20 protein-coding genes and 1 pseudogene are annotated in these 22446 nt (G+C 66.1%); 1 reads left to right on the top strand and 20 read right to left on the bottom strand.

Annotation, left to right across the window (positions count from 1 at the left end):
• Positions 1-65: 65 nt before the first annotated feature.
• The 5 genes from AC1Q5S_RS07490 to AC1Q5S_RS07470 all read right to left on the bottom strand — a co-directional run bounded on the left by AC1Q5S_RS07490 (position 66) and on the right by AC1Q5S_RS07470 (position 6233).
• Positions 66-1043 (bottom strand): NAD(P)H-dependent flavin oxidoreductase, encoded by a 978-nt coding sequence (locus tag AC1Q5S_RS07490; RefSeq protein WP_303834559.1) that lies wholly within the window; start codon positions 1041-1043, stop codon positions 66-68.
• 47 nt (positions 1044-1090) lie between these two features.
• Positions 1091-2083, bottom strand: coding sequence for a Bug family tripartite tricarboxylate transporter substrate binding protein (locus AC1Q5S_RS07485; RefSeq protein ID WP_303834561.1), 993 nt, complete (start codon positions 2081-2083; stop codon positions 1091-1093).
• Positions 2084-2138: 55 nt separating this feature from the next.
• Entirely contained in the window at positions 2139-2600 is a 462-nt protein-coding gene (locus AC1Q5S_RS07480; RefSeq protein WP_422205304.1) for a MaoC/PaaZ C-terminal domain-containing protein, read from the bottom strand.
• Positions 2597-4228: an AMP-binding protein gene (locus AC1Q5S_RS07475; RefSeq protein WP_422205302.1), complete on the bottom strand. Its 1632-nt coding sequence runs from the start codon at positions 4226-4228 to the stop codon at positions 2597-2599. The genes AC1Q5S_RS07480 and AC1Q5S_RS07475 overlap by 4 nt, the downstream gene beginning before the upstream one ends.
• A gap of 190 nt (positions 4229-4418) precedes the next feature.
• Positions 4419-6233 (bottom strand): ABCB family ABC transporter ATP-binding protein/permease, encoded by a 1815-nt coding sequence (locus tag AC1Q5S_RS07470; protein WP_303834566.1) that lies wholly within the window; start codon positions 6231-6233, stop codon positions 4419-4421.
• 45 nt (positions 6234-6278) lie between these two features.
• Here AC1Q5S_RS07470 and AC1Q5S_RS07465 point away from each other — a divergent pair, with 45 nt between their 5' ends.
• Positions 6279-6692, top strand: coding sequence for an acyl-CoA thioesterase (locus AC1Q5S_RS07465; protein WP_303834568.1), 414 nt, complete (start codon positions 6279-6281; stop codon positions 6690-6692).
• Between the two features lie 91 nt (positions 6693-6783).
• Here the strand turns inward: AC1Q5S_RS07465 and AC1Q5S_RS07460 are convergent, their stop codons facing one another.
• The 15 genes and pseudogenes from AC1Q5S_RS07460 to argB all read right to left on the bottom strand — a co-directional run bounded on the left by AC1Q5S_RS07460 (position 6784) and on the right by argB (position 22424).
• Positions 6784-7326, bottom strand: coding sequence for a bactofilin family protein (locus AC1Q5S_RS07460; RefSeq protein WP_303834569.1), 543 nt, complete (start codon positions 7324-7326; stop codon positions 6784-6786).
• A 137-nt stretch (positions 7327-7463) separates the two neighbouring features.
• Positions 7464-7946, bottom strand: a complete 483-nt coding sequence (locus AC1Q5S_RS07455; RefSeq protein ID WP_303834571.1) for a thioesterase family protein — start codon at positions 7944-7946, stop codon at positions 7464-7466.
• Between the two features lie 120 nt (positions 7947-8066).
• Positions 8067-8843, bottom strand: coding sequence for an enoyl-CoA hydratase (locus tag AC1Q5S_RS07450; protein ID WP_303834573.1), 777 nt, complete (start codon positions 8841-8843; stop codon positions 8067-8069).
• Positions 8844-8894: 51 nt separating this feature from the next.
• Positions 8895-9728, bottom strand: a complete 834-nt coding sequence (locus AC1Q5S_RS07445) for an acyl-CoA thioesterase (protein ID WP_422205298.1) — start codon at positions 9726-9728, stop codon at positions 8895-8897.
• A gap of 27 nt (positions 9729-9755) precedes the next feature.
• Positions 9756-10668, bottom strand: a pseudogene (locus AC1Q5S_RS07440) (alpha/beta hydrolase family protein).
• A gap of 259 nt (positions 10669-10927) precedes the next feature.
• On the bottom strand, positions 10928-12127 hold the full coding sequence (locus AC1Q5S_RS07435; protein WP_492238593.1) for an acetyl-CoA C-acyltransferase: 1200 nt from the start codon (positions 12125-12127) through the stop codon (positions 10928-10930).
• A 12-nt stretch (positions 12128-12139) separates the two neighbouring features.
• On the bottom strand, positions 12140-12649 hold the full coding sequence (locus AC1Q5S_RS07430) for a DUF4442 domain-containing protein (RefSeq protein WP_026436707.1): 510 nt from the start codon (positions 12647-12649) through the stop codon (positions 12140-12142).
• A 15-nt stretch (positions 12650-12664) separates the two neighbouring features.
• Positions 12665-15085: a 3-hydroxyacyl-CoA dehydrogenase/enoyl-CoA hydratase family protein gene (locus AC1Q5S_RS07425; protein ID WP_492238592.1), complete on the bottom strand. Its 2421-nt coding sequence runs from the start codon at positions 15083-15085 to the stop codon at positions 12665-12667.
• 90 nt (positions 15086-15175) lie between these two features.
• The gene (locus AC1Q5S_RS07420) at positions 15176-15610 is read right to left on the bottom strand and encodes a DUF2147 domain-containing protein (protein ID WP_303834582.1); all 435 of its coding nucleotides are present in this window, start codon (positions 15608-15610) and stop codon (positions 15176-15178) included.
• 45 nt (positions 15611-15655) lie between these two features.
• Complete coding sequence (locus AC1Q5S_RS07415; protein WP_492238591.1) at positions 15656-17452, bottom strand: acyl-CoA dehydrogenase C-terminal domain-containing protein; 1797 nt, start codon at positions 17450-17452, stop codon at positions 15656-15658.
• A 4-nt stretch (positions 17453-17456) separates the two neighbouring features.
• Positions 17457-18161, bottom strand: coding sequence for a TetR/AcrR family transcriptional regulator (locus AC1Q5S_RS07410; protein ID WP_303834586.1), 705 nt, complete (start codon positions 18159-18161; stop codon positions 17457-17459).
• A gap of 171 nt (positions 18162-18332) precedes the next feature.
• Positions 18333-19001, bottom strand: a complete 669-nt coding sequence (gene slmA / locus AC1Q5S_RS07405; RefSeq protein WP_303834588.1) for a nucleoid occlusion factor SlmA — start codon at positions 18999-19001, stop codon at positions 18333-18335.
• A gap of 161 nt (positions 19002-19162) precedes the next feature.
• Positions 19163-20629, bottom strand: a complete 1467-nt coding sequence (locus AC1Q5S_RS07400) for a sensor histidine kinase (RefSeq protein WP_492238590.1) — start codon at positions 20627-20629, stop codon at positions 19163-19165.
• Between the two features lie 38 nt (positions 20630-20667).
• A complete protein-coding gene (locus AC1Q5S_RS07395) occupies positions 20668-21360 on the bottom strand; it encodes a response regulator transcription factor (protein ID WP_492238589.1) in 693 nt (230 codons plus the stop codon).
• Between the two features lie 155 nt (positions 21361-21515).
• Complete coding sequence (gene argB / locus AC1Q5S_RS07390) at positions 21516-22424, bottom strand: acetylglutamate kinase (RefSeq protein ID WP_303834592.1); 909 nt, start codon at positions 22422-22424, stop codon at positions 21516-21518.
• Between the last annotated feature and the right edge of the window lie 22 nt (positions 22425-22446).

The raw sequence follows: 22446 nt of genomic DNA, 5'->3' as shown, positions 1-22446 counted from the left end.
CTTCGAACCGCGAGCATAAGGCTTCGCCATCGTGACGCCGATCTGGACCTGGAAAGCGCCAGACGTCAACCCGTGCAAATGCGTGCGCGGGCCAGGTCGTATTCGGCGCGCAGCCTGGCCACGATCTCCCGCACTTCGGGCAGGTCGTGAATCTGGCCCACGCCCTGGCCCGCACCCCAGATGTCTTTCCAGGCCTTGGCCTTGGACCGGCCATCGGCAAAGCTCATGTTGGCCTTGTCGCCCACCGGCAGGTTTTCCGGGTCCAGGCCCACGCGCTCGATGCTCTCGCGCAGGTAGTTGCCATGCACGCCCGAGAACCAGTTGCTGTAGATGATGTCCGACGCACCCGCCTTCACGATGGCCTGCTTGTATTCCTCGCTGGCGTTGGCTTCCTTGCTGGCGATAAAGCGCGTGCCCATGTAGGCAAAGTCCGCACCCATGGCACGGGCAGCCAGCACGGCGCCGCCGGTGGCCATGGCGCCAGACAGGGCCAGGGGGCCGTCAAAAATGCGCCGCACCTCGCCCACCAAGGCAAAGGGCGACTGGGTGCCCGCATGGCCGCCAGCACCCGCGGCCACGACGATCAGGCCATCCACCCCCGCCTCCAGCGCCTTTTGCGCATGGCGCACATTGACCACGTCATGAAAGATCACGCCGCCGTAGCCGTGCACGGCATCCACGACTTCGCGCGCGGGCGCGCGCAGCGACGTGATGATGACGGGCACCTGGTGCTGGATGCAGGTTTCCATGTCCTGCATCAGGCGCACGTTGGAGCTGTGCGCAATCTGGTTGACCGCGATGGGGCCCACCGGCTGGCCGGGGTGGGCGCTGCGGTAGGCGTCCAGGTCGGACTTCATCCGGTGCAGCCACTCGCCCAGCAGCTCGGGCTGGCGGGCATTGAGCGCCGGGAACGAGCCCACGATGCCGGCCTTGCACTGCGCCAGCACCAGCTCGGGGTAGCTGACGGTGAACATCGGCGAGGCGATGATGGGCAGCGCCAGGTTCTGCAGCGCGGCGGGGATTCGGGACGTGATGGCGTTCATGGTCACTCGTTCAGGAGGTCGGGAAACGAAGGGAAGACAGATGGGGCTCAGTCCAGCGTCACGCCCGAGGCCTTGACCCGCTCGGCCTGCAGCTTGCTGTTGCTGCTCAGATAGGTCTTGAACTCCACCGGGGTCGAGGCCACGGGCACATAGCTGAAGGCATCGATGTTCTTCTGGCGGAAGTCTGGCGCCGCGATGATGCTCCGGGTGCTGGCGGCCAGCTTGTCTACCACTGCCGCCGGCGTGCCCTTGGGTGCCAGCAGGCCAATGCTGAAGATGGCATGGATGTCCTTGACGCCCGCCTCCTTGAAGGTGGGCACCTGGGGCAAGGCCGCGCTGCGGGTCTCGGACGACACCGCCAGGGGCTTGAGCGCGCCGGTCTTCACGTGCTGCTCGATCACCGACACGGCCAGCACCGCGGCATCCACCTGGCCAGCGATCACGTCGGGAATCAGGTTGGCCGCGCCCCGGTAGGGCACATGGGTCATGGAGATGCCTTCCTGCTTTTCAAAGGTCACCATGGGCAGGTGGGCAATGCCGCCCGCGCCGGACGATCCATAGCTCAGCGGCTTGCCCTGGGCCTTGGCCTTGCGGGCCAGCTCGACAAACTCGGTCACCGTGTTGGCCGGGGTGTTCTTGTGGGTGAAAAGCATCAGCGGCAGGCTGATCAGCTGGCTGATGGGTACCAGGTCGGTCTCCACGTTGTAGGGCAGCTTCTTGTAGAGATGCGGGCTCATGGTGAGCGAGGCCTCGGTGCCAGCGAACAGGGTGTAGCCGTCGGGCGCGCTCTTGGCGACCTGGTCGGCGCCAATGATTTCGTTGGCGCCCGGCTTGTTGAGCACCACCACCGGCTGCTTCCAGCTGTCGGACAGCTGCTGACTCAGGGCGCGGATGAAGTTGTCCACCGGCCCACCCGCGGAATACGGCACCACGATGGTCACAGGCTTGCTGGGATAGGCCTGGGCGTGGGCCTGGGTCACCGCCGTGGCGGAGCACAGGGCCAGGGTCACTGCGGCAAGGGTGGAAAGGCGTTTTTTCATGTTGTCTCCTGAGGATGGGGAAGGGAAGCGGGCAAGGCTGGGAAATCAGACGGGATCAGGCGTGACTTGTGGGCGGTCGCTTGAGGATGAGCAGATCGCTGCTGCCTTCCTGCACGACCTGGCCGTGCTGGTCACGCAGCTGCAAATGCCGGCCCAGGCGGCCCACGCGGGCGCTGCTGCCGGGGTCCAGCTCGGTCACGGTGAGCTGCAGGCGCAGGGTCTGGCCTATCAGGATGGGGGCCTTGAAGCTCCACTCCTTGAGCGACAGCATGGCCACCGCCGTGCCCTCGAAAATTCCCATCTGGTGCATGAAGCCCGTCAGCAAGGCCACGCCAAAGGCGCCGTGGACGATGCGCTGGCCGAAGCGGGTGCCAGCGGCAAACTCGGCGTCGGCGTGGATGGGGTTCCAGTCGCCCGAGATCATGTTGAACAGGGTCAGGTCGGCTTCGGTGACGGTGCGGCCCGAGCTGGTGAACTGCTCGCCCACGGTGAAGTCTTCAAAGTAACGGGGGTTCATGCGGGTTCCTGGGACGGGGTGACTTCGGCGGCCAGGCGTTCCTGCGCCATCTGGCGCAACTGCGCACGGGAAATCTTGTTGCCGTTGGCGCCCTGGGTCAGCGGAAAGGCCGCCAACATCCACACCCGCTGGGGCACCTTGTAGCCGGCAATCGACTGGCGCAGCGGGGCCAGCAAGGCCGCCGTGTCGGGCGCCGCCCCCGCCTCGGGCACGATGAAGGCCACAGGCCGATCCTGGCCCTGGATAGGCACCGCCACCACCTGGGCCTCACGCACCGACGGGTCACGCTGCAGCAGCTCTTCGATTTCCGCCGGGTTGACCAGGTTGCCGCCCAGACGCACGGCATCGCCCAGGCGGGTCTCGAACACCAGGCTGCCATCGGGCCGCAGATGGCCCAGGTCGCCGGTCTTGAAATAACCCTCGCACATGGCTTCTTCCGTGGCCGCCGGATTGCCGAAGTAGCCCTGAAACAGGCTGGGCGCCTGAATTTCGATCTGTCCCGACTGCCCCTGTGGCAGCAACTGGCCCGTGGCCTCGTCGCGGATGCGAATGCGCGCCTGCGCCCCGGCCACGGGCATGCCGCCGCCTTCCAGGCGCTGCGCCAAGGGCAGGTCGCCGGCCTGGGCGGAGAAAACCGCCAGCACCTCGCTGGAACCATACAGGCCATGCAGCGGGATACCCCGCGCACAACAGGCCTGGGCGATTTCGGTGAAATTCGACGTGAAGGCGCCAAAGCCAAAGAAGCGCAGCGATGGAAAAGGCTGCGCCGCCTCCGAGCTTTCCGCCAGGCGGCGCACCATCTCGTCGCTGCCAAAGCAATGCGTCACCGCATGGCCTGCCAGCAAGGCTGCGGCCTCGCCGGCTTCAAACAATGCCGGCAAGACCACCGGCGCGCCCGCGGCGAACGCGGCCAGGGTGCTGTTCAAGCCAAAAGCGCCGCACAGCGGCAGCAGGGTCAGCAGGCAGGCGCCGGGCGCATGCAGGCGGTAGGCAGCCACGCAACGCAAGGCATGGTCCACCAGGGTGCGCTGCGGGTGCATCACCAGCTTGGGCGCCTTGGTCGTGCCCGAGGTGGAGAACAGCACCACCGTGGCGTCGGGGTCCGAGTCGTCCGGCCCGGTATCGGGCGCACATTGCTGCCAGTCCAATGGAACCAGCGGCCAGGCCAGGCCGACGACAAGGTCGGCCACGCCAGCAGGCGCGGCGCTGCCGCTGCCCAACACGGCCACCTGCTGCAAATCGGGCACTTGCACGGGGTCCAGGTCTGCCAGGATGGCCAGAAAGTCCAGCCGCTGGTGGGGCCGCTGCGTCACCAGCAGACGGGCGCCACTGGTGCGCAGGATGTGGGCCACCTCTTCCCGGCGGTAACGGGTGTTGACCGCCGCCACCGTGGCGCCGATGCGTGCGGCCGCCATCAGCAGCGCCAGCCATTCAACCCGGTTCACCAGCCAGACGGCCACCCGGTCCCCGGGCCCGATACCCGCGGCACGCAACCAGGCCGTCATGCACTGCACCTGCTGCGCCAGCGCCGCCACCGTGGTGACGCCCTCGCCGTGCACAAAGGCCGGAGCCTGCGGGTCGGCCGCCAGGCGGGTCTGCATCAGCGCAGAAAAACGTAAATCCGACACGGTCTGGGCTCCTCCGGGAACAACGGGCTTCGTGGGCAATCACGCTTCCGTGCTTTTTGGTGCAAGGAGAGCATCGATCGCGATTCTGCTCGATTGTTTCAGTAGAGCGTCCCGTCAGGAAGACGGTCGGATCACAATGGATTGGTGCTTAATTCACATCAATCATTCGGGTTTGCACCAACCATCCCCATCACTCCATCCCGCTTTGCTGCAGCGCCCACATGCTGGCATAGCGCCCGTCCAGTGCCAGCAGCTCGCCGTGCGTGCCGCGCTCGACGATCTGGCCGGCGTCCATCACCAGGATCTGGTGCGCATCGACCACGGTAGAGAGACGGTGGGCAATGAGCAGCGTGGTGCGGTTGCGCGCGGCGCTTTGCAGTTCGGCCTGGATGGCGCGCTCGTTGGCCGAATCCAGCGCACTGGTAGCTTCATCGAAGATCAGCACCGGCGGGTTCTTCAGCAAGGTGCGCGCAATGGCCACGCGCTGTTTCTCACCGCCCGACAGCTTCAGGCCGCGCTCGCCCACTTGGGTGGCGTAGCCCTTGGGCGTGGCGGTGATGAAGTCGTGGATGCGTGCCGCGCGGGCGGCTTCCTCGATCTCGGCCTGGCTGGCGCCGGGGCGGCCGTAGCCGATGTTGTAGGCCACGGTGTCGTTGAACAGCACGGTGTCCTGCGGCACGATGCCGATGGCCTGGCGCAGGCTGGCCTGCGTCACGTCGCGGATTTCCTGCCCGGCCATGGTGATGCGGCCCTGCTGGATGTCGTAGAAGCGAAACAGCAGCCGCGCCAGCGTGGACTTGCCCGAGCCCGAAGGGCCGACCACTGCCACCGTCTTGCCCGCCGGAATCTCGAAGCTGATGCCCTTGAGGATGGGCCGGGCCGGGTCGTAGGCAAACTGCACGTTCTCAAAGCGCACCGTGGGCTGCGCCAGCCCCACGAGCGGCTGCGCGCCGGGGGCGTCGGCCACCTCACGCTCACGGTCCATGAGGGTGAACATCTTGTCCAGGTCGGTCAGGCTCTGCTTGATCTCGCGGTAGATCACGCCCAGGAAGTTCAGCGGGATGTAGAGCTGGATCATGAAGGCGTTGACCATGACCAGGTCGCCCAGCGTCATGCGGCCATCGACCACGCCCTGCGTGGCGCGCCAGAGCATGGCCACCAAGCCGGTGGCGATGATGAGCTGCTGGCCGGTGTTGAGCAGCGAGAGCGAGCTTTGCGCCTTCAGGCGCGCGGCGCGCAGGCGCTGCAGGCTTTCGTCGTAGCGGCGGGCCTCAAAACTTTCGTTGTTGAAGTATTTGACGGTTTCGTAGTTGAGCAGCGAATCCACCGCCTTGCTGTGCGCGGCCGAATCGAACTCGTTGGCCTGGCGGCGGAACTGGGTGCGCCACTCGGTCAGCAGCACCGTGAAGGCGATGTAGCAGGCCAGCGCGGCCAGCGTGATCCAGGCAAACCAGGCGTCGAACTTGACGGCCAGCACCGTGAGCACCATGGCCACCTCGATCAGCGTGGCGCCGATGTTGAACAGCGTGAACGAGATCAGCGACTCGATGCCGCGCACGCCGCGTTCGATGTCGCGTGTCATGCCGCCGGTCTGGCGCTCCAGGTGAAAGCGCAGGCTCAGCGCGTGCAGGTGCTCGAAGGTCTGCAAGGCAATCGAGCGCGCCGCGCCCTGCGTGGCCTTGGCAAACACCAGTTCGCGCAACTCGGTGAACAGCGAGGTGGACAGGCGCAGCAGCCCGTAGGCCAGCAGCAGCCCGGCCGGCACCACCAGCACGGCGGCCGGATCGCCGGGCCTGAGCGCCATGGCATCGACCAGGTTCTTGAGCAGCACCGGCACGCCCACGTTGGCAACCTTGGCGCCCACCATGAACACGATGGCCAGAACGACACGCCCCTTGTACTGCCACAGATACGGCAGAAGGCGTGAGAGCGTGGCCCAGTCAGAGCGTTTGTGCGCGGGGTCGTTCGGAGAAGGAGGGGGAGAAGAATCGCCGTGGTGGCGCATAGGGGACAATTCCGGGGGTTGCTTGTTTTCACCCCGATTGTGCCCATGCCTGATGTGCCCCACCTCCCCGCACCCGCCTTGCCCTCCAGCCATGAACTGGTACTGAAGGTCATTCCCATGCCCGCCGACAGCAACGCCAACGGCGATATCTTCGGCGGCTGGGTGATGGCGCAGGTCGATCTGGCCGGTTCGGTGCTGCCCGCGCGCTATATCCAGGGCCGCATGGCGACCGTGGCGGTGAACGAGTTCATCTTCAAGCAACCGGTGCGGGTGGGCGACATCCTGTCCTTCTTCGCCGCCGTCACGCGCATTGGCCGCACCTCCATCACGGTGGAGGTGGAGGTGTATGCCGAACGCTTCTCGGACCAGGGCCGATACCTGAAGGTGACCGAAGCGCGCCTGACCTATGTGGCCATCGACGCCGAAGGCCGGCCGCGCCCGGTGCCGGTGCCTGCCTGAGCACGGCGATCAGGCCACCGGCGCAATGGCCATGCCCCTCCTGTGCCTGCGGGCCATGGCCAGGCAGACGAGATCCCGTTTCAGCTGCGCTTCAGGCCAGCGCCACAGCCGACACCGGCGCTTCCATGGGCCGCGCTCCGGCCGCGGGGCGGGCACTGGTGGCGGTGCCCACGCCCACCTCGATTTCGCCCGACAGCTGGCCGCCCTCTTCCACCACCAGCTTGCCATAGCGGATTTTTCCGCTGACCTTGCCGGTGGCAAAGACGACGAGCTTGTCGCGCACGGTGAGCGTGCCATTGAACTCGCCGCGGATTTCGGCGATGTCGATGTCGGCCGAGCCACGGAACGCGCCCTGCTCGGCAATCTGGATGACCCGCGAATCCATGGTGGCTTCCACCGTGCCTTCCACCACCAGGGTGTCGCAATCGGTGATCTCTACCCCCTTGAGCTTGATGTTGGGGCCCACGGTGAGCTTGCTGCCACTGCTTTCTGCCGGCGCCTTGGCGGCAGCGGCTGCAACCGCTGCGCTGGCACTGGGTGCCACGCTGTTCACGGTGCTGGGGGTGACCGTGTTGTGGCGGGGCTGGAAGGTTTCAGTTTCGCGCTTGCCAAAAAAGGGGTTCTGCACAGCCATCGGATCTCCTTGAAAAGAAGGCATCGTAGGAGTGCAGGGACATTGCACCTTGGCGTCTTGCGCAAGATCGGTAACCAAATCGTTCGCTGGTTGCATGCACTTGCATCACTTGCATGGACACACCAGATCGGGCGCGTTCAGGACACGATATAGGCGGCGGCGGCCGCGGACATGAGCACGCCATCGGGCCCCAAAAATTCCATGCGCGTGGTGGCCACGCGCGAGCCAAGGCGCAGCACCTCGGCGCGCAACTCGAAATGGCTGCCGATGCCCGGCCGCAGATAGTCCACGCGCAGATCAATGGTGCCCAGCCGGGCAAAGCGGTGCAGGCGCTGTTCGGGCGTTTCGTCCATGTGCTTGGCGCCAATGGCGGCCATCACGGCCAGCCCCCCCATGGCATCGAGGCCCGCGCTGATCACGCCGCCGTGGATGCGGTTGTAGGCGAAGTGCCCGACCAGCTCGGGTTTCATGTCGATGCGGGCCACCACACACTCGGGCGCGAGACTGACCACCTGGAGGCCCAGCACCTGGTTGAAGACAATCTTTTCCTCAAAAATGGTTTTCACGCCAGCAATGAACTCGGGCTCGAACCCGACGGGTGTTGCTATGGTTTCTGTCATCGGTGTCCCTGGGGCGGCGGGCGCAGCACTGGTTTCAGCAATGGCTGAAGTCTGGCTTGCGTTTTTAACGAAAACACTCGGGCTGCCACGCATCCCGGTCGCCTGTGGCGACACCAGACCTCAGCACTTGCTGAAGTCTGGCTTGCGTTTTTCCATGAAAGCGCCAAAGGCTTCGCGCGCTGCGGGCTCGCGCAGCATGCGGCCAAAGCTGGCGCCTTCTTCGGCCATCACGGCCAGCACCTGGGGGGCCTGGCCTTTTTTCATGAGGCGCTTGGTCTCGATCAGCGCCGACAGCGGCTTGGCGGCCAGCTTGCGCGCCTGTGCCTGCGCCACGCCATTGCATTCCGTGGGGGGCACCACGCGGTTGACCAGGCCCACTTCGAGCGCCGCCTCGGCCATGAAGGGTTCGCCCAGCAGCAGCGCTTCGGCGGCGCGGTGGTAGCCCAGCATCTGCGGCACCAGCAGGCTCGATGCGGCCTCGGGGCACAGGCCCAGGTTGACGAACGGCATGGAGAACGCGGCGTTGTCGCCCGCATAGACCAGATCGCAGTGGAACAGCAAGGTGGTACCGATGCCCACCGCCGGGCCGCAGACCGCTGCAATCACGGGCTTGGGAAAAGCGGCCAGGCCGCGCAGGAAGCGGAACACGGGCGAATCCTGGGTGGCGGGCGGCTGCTGCAGAAAATCACCAATGTCATTGCCGGCGCTGAATACCGCCACGTCGCCCTGGAACACCACCGCGCGCACGCTGGCGTCCGCCTCGGCAGCAACCAGCGCATCGGCCATGGCGGCATACATGGTGGTGGTGATGGAGTTTTTCTTGTCCACGCGGTTGAAGGTGATGGTGGTCACGCCCGCTTCGGTGTGCACGAGGATGTCTTGGGTGGCTTCGGTCATGGTGGGTCTGGGGGTTGTGAAGGGAAATGGGGGCGACACAGTGCCCGCTGCTTATTCCTTGTAGTAAACGATCTGGTGGCTGGTGGCCAGCATGGTGCCCGCCTCGTTCCACAGCTGCACGGTCTGGTCAAAAAAGCCGTTGCGAAACTCCTGCCCGCGCGCCTGGCCCAGCAGGTAGCCCATGCCGGTTTGCAGCAACTGCTCGGCGCTGGCGTGAAAGTACACCGTGATGGACACGGTGCCCGCAGGCACGCGGCGCGCACGGCGCAACCAGACACGGGGAAAGAACACATCGGCCAGCGCCGCCAGCGCGCAAAAGTCGAGCGGACGCGGGGGTGCATCGCGCATCCACAGCTGGGTCAGGCTGTGGTCGCCGCTGCCATCCCAGGCGCGCGGCAGCGTTCCGGTCACGGGTCGCATCTCATAGCGGCTGAGCCACTCCGAACCAAAGCCCGGTGGAATGGCGGGCAGGTCCGCCGGCTGCGGCACGTCGGGCATGGGCACATCGCCCGCGCTCCAGGTCTCGCGGCGCACGGCCGTCACGGCGGTGGCGGTGGTGGTGACCACCTGGGCACCCTCGGCATCGGCCTGCAGGATCGACAGCGTCCAGTGCTGGGTAGAGCGGTTGGTGCGCACCGGCGTGGCCTGCACGGTGAAAGGCCCCGCCACCAGGGCACCGGCGTAGTTGACGGTGAGCGACAACGGGTCGCCCAGCCGCGCCGGGTGCTGCATGACGGCCTGCAGCAACGTGGCTGCGGTGATGCCGCCAAAGGGGCCCACCATGTTCCAGTAGCCCGCATGGGTCTGGCCCTGGTACAGACCCGGGGTAGAAGACGGCGCCAGCGTCAGCGCTTCGTCCAGGGGATGGATTTGGGAAGAAGTCATGCTGCGAGTGTGCCGCCAAATGGATGGCTATGCGGTCGTACCGGTGACTGCCGCAGCCGATGGCGCTGTGGCGCGCGGGAGACTCGCCAGCAATGCTGCCGCACGCGGCCAGAGGCTGGACTGAAACTGCGCGCGAAAAAACCCGAAATGCCCGATGCGCCGCACCTGCAGCTCGGCCGGGGTGATGCGCTCCACCCGGCGCTCGGTGTTGGCGTACAGATTGAGCAGGTTGTGCGTGCCGCGCAAGGTCATGAGCTCGTCATCGGCCATGGACAGCGCCAGCACCGGAAACCGCACCGCCCCATAGCTTTGCGCCACGGCCGGGCCTTCCGCGCCCACGCTGTAGCGAGGGTTCAGGCACCAGCGGCGCCACTGCAGGATCACCCCTGCCGGCAAGTCGCCCACCTTCCTGAGCGCACGCCCCGGAAAGTAGCCGCACAGCCGCGTGGCCAGCGGCACCAGCACCCACCAGAAATACGGAACGACGCGCCTGAGCCTGGGTGCGTTGTCGCGCCAGTAGCCACTGCCAGCGGCCACGCTCAGCAGGCCATCGACCTGCTCGGGTTTCTGGAGCAGGCCTGGCAGCTGGGCCCCCAGGCTGTGCCCCAGCAGAAACAGCGGCTGCGAGGGCAGCGCCGCCTTGGCCTTTGAGAACGTGTTCACGATCTGAGATCACGGCCTCGTAATCCTGCGCCCAGTCAAACAGATCGGCCTTCACATCGCGCAGGGCCCCCTGCAGAGAATCGCCATGGCCCCGGTAATCAAAGGTGGTGACCCGATACCCCTGCTGGGCCATCCACAGGGCAAAGGCCTCGTAGAACGACTGCCGCACCCCCATGGCGCCGCCGATGACGACGCTGGCACGGGCCGCGCCCTCGGGCTCGTACACACGCAGCGCCAGGGGCACTGCGTCCGTGACCTGCAAGGTCTGCTGGTTCATCTGTGTCTCCTGGCATCGAACCGGTCTGCACCGGTTGGAAAAGAAAACGCTCCCCGTACCCGGCTTCGACAGGCTCAGCCCGAACGGCGATGAAAAACTGTGCTCAGAGGCATCTGTCTTCATACCCCACCCTCAAGGGCGTAGCGAGCGGGATCAGCTGCTAGGCGGACGGAGCACAGGAACCGGAACGTACTTGCTGTACGTGAGGATTCCGCGCACCGCCCAACGACGCAGATGGCCCGCTCGGTAGCCAGCCAACTCACACCGATTCAAAAATGCCGGCGGCGCCTTGGCCCATGCCTACACACATGGTCACCATGCCGTACTTGAGCTTGTTGCGCTTCAGCGCATGCACCACCGTCGCCGACCGGATCGCTCCCGTCGCCCCCAGCGGATGCCCCAGCGCAATCGCGCCCCCCATCGGGTTCACCTTGGAAGGGTCCAGCCCCAGCGTGTTCATCACCGCCAGCGACTGCGCCGCAAACGCTTCGTTCAACTCGAACCAGTCAATGTCCTGCTGGTTCAGCCCCGCGTAGCGCAGCGCGGCGGGAATGGCTTCGATAGGGCCGATCCCCATGATGTGCGGAGGCACGCCCTTGGCGGCGTAGCTCACGAAACGCGCCAGGGGCGTGAGGCCAAACCGCTTCACTGCCGACTCGCTGGCCAGGATCAGCGCACCGGCGCCATCGCTGGTCTGCGAGCTGTTGCCCGCCGTGACCGAGCCGCGCGCGGCAAACACCGTGCGCAGCTTGGCCAGGCCTTCGAGCGACGTGTCAGCGCGCGCGCCTTCGTCCAGGCCCACGGTGCGTGTGGTGGCCATCGACTCGCCGGTTTCGAGGTTGGCCGTGCGGTCGGTCACCTCGATGGGCGTGATCTCGTCGGCAAAGTAGCCGGCCTTTTGCGCAGCCAGGGCCTTCAGGTGCGACTGCAGCGCAAACGCGTCCTGCGCTTCGCGGCTCACCTTCCACTGCTGCGCCACCTTCTCGGCCGTGAGGCCCATGCCGTAGGCAATGCCCACATCGCCTTCGCGCTCGAAAATGCTGGGCGACAGGCTGGGGCTGTTGCCCATCATGGGCACCATGCTCATGCTTTCTACCCCGGCGGCGATCATCACCTCGGCCTCGCCCACGCGGATGCGGTCGGCGGCCATCTGCACGGCCGACAGGCCCGATGCGCAGAAACGGTTGACGGTGATGCCGCCCACGCTGGTGGGCAGGCCGGCCAGCACGGCGCCAATGCGCGCCACGTTCAGGCCCTGCTGCGCTTCCGGAATGGCGCAGCCACAGATGATGTCTTCAATCGCTGCAGGGTCCAGGCCCGGCGCAGCCGCCAGCGCGGCCTTGAGGGTGGTGGCCAGCAGATCATCGGGGCGCATGTTGCGAAAGAAGCCGCGGTGCGAGCGCCCGATGGGCGTGCGCGTGGCCGCGACGATGTAGGCTTCCTGGATGGGTTGGGCCATGGGATAACTCCTTCAATTCTTGGCGGGGCGGCTGGCTGGAACCCAGGCCCACGTAAAAACACATTCGACCGGCTCCACGCCGGCTTCGTCGGTCACGGTGACCGCAACCTCCACCTCACCCTTGTCGCTGGCCTGCAGGGCAGCACGCTGCGCGGGCGTGAGCGTGGCCACGGCCTTGAGGCCACCCGTGGCGCGCTTCCTGAACGCCATGCTGAACTCCTTGGCCAGCGGCGTGCAGTCATCGCGCACATTCATGCCCACCACCATGCCAGTGGCCGTTTCGGCCAGCAGGTTCATGGCCGAGGCATGCACCCCTCCAATGTGGTTTTGCACGCGGTGCGTGTTGGCCAGGCGCACCTCCACCCGCTCGGGCGTCAGCGACACGAACTGCACCCCGGCCGTTCCGGTGAAGGGCACGGCGCGGCGCAGGATGATGTTCTGCACGAAGCCGCGCAGGAAGGCGGGTGCCTCGTCCAGGCGCATCAGCGAGCGCTGCAGTTGGTTGGGGGCGTGTTCGCTCATGGTGATGGTGGCCAATCAATTTCTCACCGGTTTGCCCGTCGAGAGCATGCCCAGGATGCGCTCCTGCGTCTTGGGGTGCTCGATGAGCGCGCAGAAGGCCTTGCGCTCCAGCGCCATCAGGTACTCCTCGCTCACCAGCGTGCCCGCATCCACGTCGCCGCCGCAGACCACTTCGGCGATCAGGCTGGCGATGTGGAAGTCGTGCTGGCTGATGAAGCCGCCGTCACGCATGTTGACCAGCGAGCCCTTGATGGTGGCGATGCCGCTGCGGCCCGCCACGGGGAACAGGCGCTTGTGCGGGGCGCGCCAGCCGCCGTTGGCCAGGGCCTTGGCCTCGTTGATGGCCACGAACAGCAGCTCGTCCTTGTGCGGCACGATCACGTCGCTGTGCAACACATAGCCCAGCTTGCGCGATTCGAGCGCGCTGGTGCCCACCTTGGCCATGGCGGCGGCGGTGAAGCCTTCGGTCAGGAAGGGCAGCAAGTCCTTGCCGGTCGAGGCCTCGGCATTCTCGGCCGCACGGCGGGCGATGTAGGTCAGGCCGCCAGCGCCGGGCACCAGGCCCACACCCACTTCGACCAGGCCGATGTAGCTTTCCATGTGCACCACGCGGCGGGCCGAGTGCACGGCCAGCTCGCAGCCACCGCCCAGCGCCATGCCGCGCACGGCAGAGACCACGGGCACGTTGGCGTAACGCAGGCGCAGCATGGTCTGCTGCATTTCGTGCTCGGCCCCTTCGACCGCGCTCACGCCGGCGATCATGAAGGCGGGCAGCATGGCCTGCAGGTCGGCGCCCACGCTGAAGGGCTCGTCGCCCGACCAGATCACCACGCCCTGGAAGTCCTTCTCGGCCATCTCGACCGCCAGGTTCAGGCCCTCGCACACGTCGGGGCTGATGGCGTGCATCTTGGTCTTGATGCTGGCGATGAGCACCCCGCTACCGGAGGGGCGGTCATCGCCGTCCAGCGTCCACAGGCGGATGGCGTCGTCTTCGTGCAGCGTCTTGCCAGCGGTCTTGTAGTCGGGCAAGGCTTCGCCCAGCAGTTTTTCAGGAAAATGCTGCCTGGTGTACATGGGCAAAGCGCGACGCGCTACGAATTTGGAAGCAGATGCACTCCACGAACCCTGCGCGGTATGCACGCCGCCGGCCTCGGCCACGGGGCCCTTGAACACCCACTCGGGCAGCGGCACCTTGCTGAGCGCTTTGCCTGCATCGATATCTTCCTGGATCATCTTCGCCACATCGAGCCAACCGGCTTCCTGCCACAGCTCGAACGGGCCCTGCTGCATGCCAAAGCCCCAGCGCAGGCACAAGTCCACATCGCGGGCGTTGTCGGCAATGGTGCCCAGGTGCACCGCAGCGTAGTGAAAGCTGTTGCGCAGAATGGCCCAGAGGAACTGGCCCTGCGCGCCTTCGGCATTGCGCAACAGCTTCAGGCGCTGTGCGGCAGGCTTCTTGAGCATGCGTCCATACACCTCGTCGGCCTTCTGACCGCCGGGCACGTAGTCTTCCGCCTCCAGATCGAAGCGCAGCACGTCACGGCCCACCTTCTTGTAGAAACCGGCCTGGGTTTTCTGGCCCAGGTGACCCAGCTCCAGCAGCTTTTTCAGCACGGCGGGCGTTTCAAAGCTGGCGTAGAACGGGTCGCTCTGCTCGTCCAGGTTGTCCTGCAGCGTCTTGATGACGTGGGCCATGGTGTCCAGGCCCACCACGTCGGCGGTGCGGAAGGTCCCGCTGCTGGCGCGGCCCAGCTTCTTGCCCGTGAGGTCGTCCACCACGTCAAAGGTCAGGCCGAAATTCTCGACTTCCTTCATGGTGGCCAGCATGCCGGCGATGCCCACGCGGTTGGCGATGAAATTGGGCGTGTCGTGCGCGCGCACCACACCCTTGCCCAGGCCGCTGGTCACAAAGGCTTCGAGCTGGTCGAGCACTTCGGGGGCGGTGGTGGGGGTGTCGATCAGCTCCACCAGCGTCATGTAGCGCGGTGGGTTGAAGAAGTGGATGCCGCAAAAACGCGGCTGGATGTTCTCGGGCAGTGCCTCGGACAGCCTGGTGATCGACAGGCCCGAAGTGTTGGACGCCACGATGGCGTGCGGTGCCACGAACGGCGCGATCTTCTTGTACAGGTCGAGCTTCCAGTCCATGCGCTCGGCGATGGCCTCGATGATGAGGTCGCAGCCACGCAATTGCTCCAGGTGCTCTTCGTAGTTGGCCTGGCCGATCAGGGCGGCGTCGTCGGCCACGCCCAGCGGCGCGGGCTTGAGCTTCTGGAGGTTGTCGATGGCGCGGGTGACGATGCCGTTCTTGGCGCCTTCCTTGGCGGGAAGGTCAAACAGCACCACCGGCACCTTCACATTGACGAGGTGGGCCGCGATCTGCGCACCCATCACGCCCGCGCCGAGGACGGCGACTTTCTTGACTTGGAATCTTGACATCGGTATTTCTCCAGAAGGGCGGCGGCTGGCGCCCTGCCCTCGTTTTTGTGTGCACCGCACCAGGGCACGGTGCACACGGTGTTGTCGTCTTTACGGCACCCGGATCCAGGTCTGCGTGCGACCAAAGGGGCCGATGGAGCCGCGCACTTCGAGCTTTTTGCCGCCCTCGATGGGCGTCAGGCGCAGCGTGTAGTTGCGGCCGTTCTCGGGGTCGAGAATCTTGCCGCCCTCCCACACATCCTTGCCCTCGGCCTTTTTGGCGTTGCGGATGATCTCCAGGCCCAGCAGCGGCTTGTCCTTGCGGTCGTCGCTGCATTCCTTGCACAGGTCGTCGGGCCTGGCGTCCTTGGCCAGGCGCTTTTCGAGCACGCCAGACAGTGCGCCACCGTTGTCACGGATGCGGATTTCCGCCTTGGCCTCACCGGTCTTGTCGTCGATGTTGCGCCACAGGCCCTCGGGCGTCATCTGCGCCCATGCGGGCACCGCAGACGCTACCAACACAATAGCTGCTACCGCTTTATACATAGAGGCTCCAGTGCCAAAAGACTTGAAATCCGCCCTGCCTGCCGGTCAGGCCAGGGCCAGATCGGTGTCCATCAGCACCTGGCTGCCCGCACGCGCCGTGCGCATGAGCGTGGCGGTCTCGGGGAACAGCTTGGCGAAGTAAAAGCGTGCCGTCTGCAGCTTGGCCGGGTAGAACGGGTCGTTGCTGCCGGCGGCTATCTCGCGCAGTGCCACCTGGGCCATGCGGGCGAAGAAGTAGCCAAACACCAGGTGGCCGGCCACGCGCAGGTAGTCCACGGCGGCGGCGCCCACTTCGTCGGGGTTCTGCAGGCCCTTGAAACCGATCTCGGTGGTGAACTTGGTCATCTGGTCGCCGAGGTAGGCGATGGGGTTGATGAACTCGGCCATCTTTTCGTTGACGCCCTCTTCTTCCACCAGCTGGCCCACCAGCTTGCCAAACTTCTTGAGCGAGGCGCCGTTGTTGCCCAGGATCTTGCGGCCCAGCAGGTCCAGTGACTGGATGGTGTTGGTGCCTTCGTAGATCATGTTGATGCGCGCGTCGCGCACATGCTGCTCCATGCCCCATTCCTTGATGTAGCCGTGGCCGCCAAAAACCTGCTGGCACATCACGGTGGCTTCAAAGCCGTTGTCGGTGATGAAGGCCTTGACGATGGGGGTCAGCAGGGCCAGCATTTCGCCGGAGTCCTTGCGCACCTTCTCATCGGGGTGGCTCAGTTCCTTGTCCAGCAGCACGGCGCAAAAGCACTGCAGCGCACGGGCGCCTTCGGCGTAGGCCTTGGCGGTGAGCAGCATCTTGCGCACGTCGGGGTGCACGATGATGGGGTCGGCCGGCTTGTCCTTGGCCTTGGTGCCCGACAGGCTGCGCATCTGGATGCGGTCCTTGGCGTAGGCCAGCGCGTTCTGAAAGGCTACTTCGGTCAGGCCCAGCGACTGGTTGCCCACGCCCAGGCGGGCGGCGTTCATCATCACGAACATGGCGGCCAGGCCCTTGTGCGGCTGGCCCACCAGGGTGCCGGTGGCGCCGTCGATCACGATCTGCGCCGTGGCGTTGCCGTGGATGCCCATCTTGTGCTCCAGGCCGCCGCAGTAAATCGCGTTGCGCTCGCCCAGGCTGCCATCGGCATTCACCTGGAACTTGGGCACCACGAACAGGCTGATGCCCTTGCTGCCCGCGGGCGCATCGGGCAGGCGGGCCAGCACCAGGTGCACGATGTTGCGGGCCATGTCGTGCTCGCCGGCCGAGATGAAGATCTTGGCGCCGGTGATCTTGTAGGTGCCGTCGGGCTGGGGTTCGGCCTTGGTGCGCAGCAGGCCCAGGTCGGTGCCGCAGTGGGGTTCGGTCAGGCACATGGTGCCGGTCCACTCGCCGCTGGTGAGCTTGGGCAGGTAGATCTTCTTTTGCGCTTCGGTGCCGTGGGCGTGCAGGCACTCATACGCGCCGTGCGAGAGGCCGGGGTACATGGTCCAGGCCTGGTTGGCCGAGTTCAGCATTTCATAGAAGCACTGGTTCACCACGAACGGCAGGCCCTGTCCGCCGTACGCGGGGTCGCAGGAGAGTGCCGCCCAGCCGCCTTCGACGTACTTGGCGTAGGCTTCCTTGAAGCCCTGGGGCGTGGTCACTTCATGGGTGGTCTTGTCGAGCGTGCAGCCTTCGGTGTCGCCGCTGATGTTGATCGGGAAAGCCACCTCGGCGGCAAACTTGCCGCCTTCTTCGAGCACGGCGTTGATGGTGTCCACATCCACGTCGGCATGCGGCGGCAGCGCCTTCAATTCATCACTGACCTTGAGCACTTCGTGCATGACGAATTGCATGTCGCGCAGGGGCGGCGTGTAGGTAGGCATGGGTTTACTCCTTGGTGGTTTGGGTGGAAACGGAGCGACCCGTGGCAACAGCCGGTTGGCTGCAGCGGGCCAGAATGTTGTTGAACCCCGTGATGGCGCGATCGATGGCCCCCGGGGTTTGCAGAAAACGCGCCTCGTAGTGCAGCGCCAGGATGAGGCCGTGGATTTCAAACAGCATCTGCTCGGGGCTCACCTCGTCGCGCAACTGGCCCAGCTCCTTGCAGTATTCGATGGCGCGCTGCATGGCGGCCAGCCAGGTGAGCACCGAATTGACCAGCGCATCGCGCACCAGCCCGGTACGGTCGCCAAACTCGATGGCGCCGCTGATGTAGATGCAGCCCGAATCGATCTCGATCGAGGTGCGCTTCATCCAGTTGTCGAACAGGGCCCGCAGGCGTGGCACGCCGCGCGGTGCGGTCATGGCCGGATAGAAAACCTCTTGCTCGAAGCGGGTGTGGTATTCGCGGATGACCGAGATCTGCAACTCTTCGCGCGAGCCGAAATGGGCAAAGACACCCGACTTGCTCATGCCGGTGATATCCGCCAGCGCACCGATCGACAGCCCTTCCAGGCCAATGTGGGTGGCCAGGCCCAGGGCGGCCTCCACGATGATGGCCTTGGTTTGCTGGCCTTTTTGCAAGGCGCGGCCCGTGCCGCTGGCAGCGCGCGGGATACGGGTGACCTGACGGGAATTGGTAGGTGAAGGCATATGCAAAATAAAACGAACGTTCGTGCTATTTTGCAGCATTTTTGAGGGCGAACCCAAAGCCCCCCAAAAGAATTGGGGCTTATTTCTGCGGCCGTTGTTCGCACGCCACCGGCCGCCACTGCCCGATGTGGCCGCCAGAGGTGGCCAAGGTGCAGCTGCCGGCCTATGCCGTCACAGCATCAGCGCAAGACTAGCGTCCAGATGTTCGGTTGGCAATCGCCGGAAACCCGAACGGGCATAGCGCTGCAAGCGGCCCAGCGTGAAGGCAGTCAGCACACTGGCCGCCACCTGGGCATCCACCGTGGGCGTGGTGGAGCCCGCCGTGCCCGCTGCCGCGCGCAGGCACTGGCGCAGCGAGGATTCGATGCGCTCGAAGAACTGGTTCATGCGCTGCTGCAGGCGCTCGTGCTCCAGCACCAGCGCATCGCCCACCATCACCCGCACCAGGCCCGGATTGCGCTCGCCAAACTGCAGCAGCAGCGCCACCACGCGCGCCGCCTGGTGGGCACCGCCTTCAACGGGTTGCCCACCATCGGCCAGGTCGCGCCCGACGATCTGCGTCACCCGCGTGAACACGGTCTGCTCGATGAAATCGATCAGGCCCTCGAACATCTGCGCCTTGCTGGCGAAGTGGCGGTAAAGGGCCGCCTCGCTGACCGACAGGCGCGCCGCCAGCGCCGCCGTGGTGATGCGCTCGGCCCCGGGCTGCTCCAGCATCCCGGCCAGTGCCTGCAGGATCTGCGCCCGGCGCTCGCCGGGCTTGGGCCGCTTGCGCGCAGCAGGGCCGTCGCCGGCATCGGCAGTGCTGACTGGCTCGGGGGTGGGCGAAAGTTCAGACATGCAGTAAATGAGAAGTGGGGGCACCAGTCCCGGGCACGCAGCCCACGCACCGGGGCGCGCAAGGCAGGCAATCCATGGGGTGGGCAAGTGCGTAAATCATGTATGGAAATGATTCTCGCACAGGCATTCCACGGTGCCGGCAAGCCCGGCAACGTGGCCATTCAGGCGCCAACGACCGGCGGCTGGGGCGGAAACACCACCGTGACCACCAGCCCACGCCCTTGCGCGCCAGTTCCCAGGGCCAGCGCCGCGTGGTGCACGCGGGCAATCTCATCGGCAATGGCGAGCCCCAGGCCGGTGCCCTCGCCCACCGTGCCGGGCACGCGGTAAAAGCGCTGCATCACGCGCCCGCGCTCGGCCTCGGGGACACCGGGGCCATCGTCTTCCACCTGCAGGAACACCCGGTGCAGCCCCATGGCATGGCGCACGCCGCAGCGAATGGTGACCACACCGCCAGCCGGCGTGTACTTGATGGCGTTGTCCACCAGATTGGAGAGCAGCTCGCGCAGCAACCAGTCATGGCCGGCGACATGCGCAGACTGCACATCGAGCCCCAAATCCAGCCCCTTGCCGGTGGCGGCATCAAGAAAGGATTCGAGCAGGGCTTCGCACAGGTCCTTCAGGTCCACGCGCTGGGACGGCTGGGCATCCAGGCTGCGCGCATCGGCCCGCGACAGGGCCAGCAACTGGTGCGCCAGCTGCGAGGTGCGGCGCGTTGCGTGGCGCAGCTTTTCGATCTGCTCAACGCCTAGAACAATAGCGCCTGGCGCCTGCCCATCCTGCGCTGGCGGGTGCTTTTTATCAAAATTCAACGGCAGGGGTGCCGGCACGGAGGCGCGGGCCATCATGGCCCATGCCTCCACCTGGGCCTGCAAACCGGCCAGCGGAGTGCGCAGCTGGTGGGCCGCATCGGCCACAAAGCGGCGCTGTCCTTCGGCCTGCGCGTTCACCAAGGCAAACAGGCGATTCAGCGAGTGCACCAGGGGCCGCACCTCGGCGGGCGATGCGGCTTCGTCGATCGGGCTCAGGTCGCGCGGCGAACGGCGCTCCACTGCGTCGGCCAGGTCCACCAGCGGCTTGAAGGCCCGCCGCACCGCCCAGTGAATGGCCAGCCCCGCCGCCGCCACCAGCACCAGATTGGGCAGCAACACCCGCAGCAGCAGCTGCTGCGCCCATTGCTGGCGCGGGTCGGACCCATCGGCCAGCGCCACCACCAGCTCGCCCGCCCCCGTGCGCCCGCGCTGCACCGCCACGCGGTAGGTGACGCCGCCATATTCCACGCTGTGGAACTCGGGCGCCTGCGTGGAGGGCACGGCCGCCTGCACCCAGGCATCGCCCAGCAACAGGCGGCCGGAGGTGTCGCGCACGCTGTAGGCCGCGTAGCCTGGGTGCTGGCGCAAAAAGTCCTCCACCGGCGGCGCCAGCAGCAGCAAGGGCGGTTCGCTGTCGCGGATGGGCGGGGCCAGCACGGAATCGGCCAGCGCCGGCAGCAGGCGCAGCAGGCGCTGGTCGTGCCGTTCTGCGGCCTCGTCCGCCGAGCGGTAGTCGAGCCAGACACCCACCAGCGCCAGCGCCAGCAGGGGCAGCACCAGCAGCAGCAGCAGCCGGTTGCGCAGATCGGAAGTCATCGCGCGAAGTCGGGGCCGCTGCATGGTGGAGCCCGGGATTACTGCGCGTGCAATTCCAGCCGGTAGCCAAAGCCACGAATCGAGCGCAGGGCCACGCCATGCGGCTCCAGCTTGCCGCGCAGCCGCGACACATAGACCTCGACGGCGTTGGGTGTGATTTCCTTGTCCCAGCCGGTCAGCGCCTGCAGCAGCTTGTCCTTGCTGGCCGGCTTGGGGGCGTGGATGAGCAGGTATTCCAGCACCGTCCATTCCCGCGGGCCGAGATCGATCACCTGTTCGGCATCGTCTGTCCGGATGCTGGCGCGGCGCCCGGCCGTGTCCAGCTCCAGCGGGCCAAAGCTCAGCACCGCCGTGGTGGCGGCCTGCGAGCGGCGCAACAGCGCCCGCAAACGCGCCAGCAGCTCGGGCAACTCAAACGGTTTGACCATGTAGTCGTCGGCCCCCCAATCCAGCCCCTGCACCCGGTCGTGCAAGGCATCGCGGGCCGTGAGAATCAGCACCGGCATGGCCGGGCTGGCCATGCCGGGGCGGCGCAGGCGGCGGGTCAGCTCCAGCCCATCCATGGCGGGCAGGCCGATGTCGATGATGGCGGCGTCGAACGACTCGGTGCGCAGCACCTCTTCGGCGCGCTCGCCACTGCCCACCCAGTCGACCGCATAGCCCGCGTCGGTGAGCCCCAGCTTGATGCCGCTGGCCACCATGACATCGTCTTCGACAAGCAAAAGCCGCATGTCAATGCCCCACCGCGCCGCGCACGGCTCCCGGTCCAAGCAACTGGCGCGGCCAAGGCCAGTGCACCCGTGGAACTGGCTTTGCCAGGCCACCGGGTGCGTCCCCCTCCCGAAGGAGAGGGGGAAGGCGCCAAAGGCGACTCAGGGGGAGCATTTCAATGGCTGCGGATCATGGTGCCGTAGGCCTGATCGGTCAGGATTTCCAGCAGCATGGCGTGCGGCACACGGCCGTCGATGATGTGCACGGCATTCACACCAGCCCGGGCAGCATCGAGCGCCCCCGCAATCTTGGGCAGCATGCCACCCGAAATGGTGCCGTCGGCAAACAGGGCATCGATCTCGCGCGCGGTGAGGTCGGTCAGCAGCTGGCCCGCCTTGTCCAGCACACCGGGGGTGTTGGTCAGCAGCATCAGCTTTTCCGCCTGCAGCACCGTGGCCAGCTTGCTGGCCACCACGTCGGCGTTGATGTTGTAGCTCTCGTTGTTTTCGCCAAAGCCGATCGGGCTGATGACGGGGATGAAGGCGTCGTCCTGCAAGGCCTTGACCACGCTGGGGTCGATGGACACGATGTCGCCCACCTGGCCCACGTCGTGCTCGACGCTCGGGTCCTTGCTGTCCACCATCTTGAGCTTTTGCGCGCGGATCATGCCGCCATCGCGCCCGGTCAGGCCCACGGCCTTGCCGCCGGCCTGGTTGATCAGGCCCACGATATCCTGCTGCACCTCGCCGGCCAGCACCCACTCCACCACTTCCATGGTTTCGGCGTCCGTCACGCGCATGCCCTGGATGAAATGGCCCTTCTTGCCCAGGCGGTTGAGCGCCGTCTCGATCTGCGGGCCACCCCCGTGCACCACCACCGGGTTCATGCCCACCAGCTTGAGCAGCACCACGTCTTCGGCAAAGTCGGCCTGCAGGTCGGGGTCGGTCATGGCGTTGCCGCCATACTTAATGACCATGGTCTTGCCATGGAACTTGCGGATATAGGGCAGCGCCTGCGCCAGGATTTCAGCCTTGTCGCGCGGGCCGATGTGGGACAGGTCGGGGTCGGGGGAAGGGTCGGTCATGGAAGCGGGCCATTCGGTGAAA

The sequence above is a fragment of the Acidovorax sp. GW835-FHT14B10 genome (assembly GCF_058793725.1).
The sequence above is the reverse complement of the archived record's forward strand: the minus strand, read 5'-3'. Positions and strand labels throughout refer to the sequence as shown.

What these genes read in the sequence shown, in the direction of transcription:
- AC1Q5S_RS07450 (WP_303834573.1), bottom strand. Translation starts at nt 8,843, where the DNA reads ATGACCGAAGCCACCCAAGACATCCTCGTGCACACCGAAGCGGGCGTG.
- slmA (WP_303834588.1), bottom strand. Translation starts at nt 19,001, where the DNA reads ATGTCTGAACTTTCGCCCACCCCCGAGCCAGTCAGCACTGCCGATGCC.
- argB (WP_303834592.1), bottom strand. Translation starts at nt 22,424, where the DNA reads ATGACCGACCCTTCCCCCGACCCCGACCTGTCCCACATCGGCCCGCGC.
- AC1Q5S_RS07420 (WP_303834582.1), bottom strand. Translation starts at nt 15,610, where the DNA reads ATGTATAAAGCGGTAGCAGCTATTGTGTTGGTAGCGTCTGCGGTGCCC.
- AC1Q5S_RS07400 (WP_492238590.1), bottom strand. Translation starts at nt 20,629, where the DNA reads ATGACTTCCGATCTGCGCAACCGGCTGCTGCTGCTGCTGGTGCTGCCC.
- AC1Q5S_RS07460 (WP_303834569.1), bottom strand. Translation starts at nt 7,326, where the DNA reads ATGGCTGTGCAGAACCCCTTTTTTGGCAAGCGCGAAACTGAAACCTTC.
- AC1Q5S_RS07490 (WP_303834559.1), bottom strand. Translation starts at nt 1,043, where the DNA reads ATGAACGCCATCACGTCCCGAATCCCCGCCGCGCTGCAGAACCTGGCG.
- AC1Q5S_RS07425 (WP_492238592.1), bottom strand. Translation starts at nt 15,085, where the DNA reads ATGTCAAGATTCCAAGTCAAGAAAGTCGCCGTCCTCGGCGCGGGCGTG.
- AC1Q5S_RS07470 (WP_303834566.1), bottom strand. Translation starts at nt 6,233, where the DNA reads ATGCGCCACCACGGCGATTCTTCTCCCCCTCCTTCTCCGAACGACCCC.
- AC1Q5S_RS07485 (WP_303834561.1), bottom strand. Translation starts at nt 2,083, where the DNA reads ATGAAAAAACGCCTTTCCACCCTTGCCGCAGTGACCCTGGCCCTGTGC.
- AC1Q5S_RS07445 (WP_422205298.1), bottom strand. Translation starts at nt 9,728, where the DNA reads ATGACTTCTTCCCAAATCCATCCCCTGGACGAAGCGCTGACGCTGGCG.
- AC1Q5S_RS07435 (WP_492238593.1), bottom strand. Translation starts at nt 12,127, where the DNA reads ATGGCCCAACCCATCCAGGAAGCCTACATCGTCGCGGCCACGCGCACG.
- AC1Q5S_RS07455 (WP_303834571.1), bottom strand. Translation starts at nt 7,946, where the DNA reads ATGACAGAAACCATAGCAACACCCGTCGGGTTCGAGCCCGAGTTCATT.
- AC1Q5S_RS07465 (WP_303834568.1), top strand. Translation starts at nt 6,279, where the DNA reads ATGCCTGATGTGCCCCACCTCCCCGCACCCGCCTTGCCCTCCAGCCAT.
- AC1Q5S_RS07415 (WP_492238591.1), bottom strand. Translation starts at nt 17,452, where the DNA reads ATGCCTACCTACACGCCGCCCCTGCGCGACATGCAATTCGTCATGCAC.
- AC1Q5S_RS07410 (WP_303834586.1), bottom strand. Translation starts at nt 18,161, where the DNA reads ATGCCTTCACCTACCAATTCCCGTCAGGTCACCCGTATCCCGCGCGCT.
- AC1Q5S_RS07430 (WP_026436707.1), bottom strand. Translation starts at nt 12,649, where the DNA reads ATGAGCGAACACGCCCCCAACCAACTGCAGCGCTCGCTGATGCGCCTG.
- AC1Q5S_RS07480 (WP_422205304.1), bottom strand. Translation starts at nt 2,600, where the DNA reads ATGAACCCCCGTTACTTTGAAGACTTCACCGTGGGCGAGCAGTTCACC.
- AC1Q5S_RS07395 (WP_492238589.1), bottom strand. Translation starts at nt 21,360, where the DNA reads ATGCGGCTTTTGCTTGTCGAAGACGATGTCATGGTGGCCAGCGGCATC.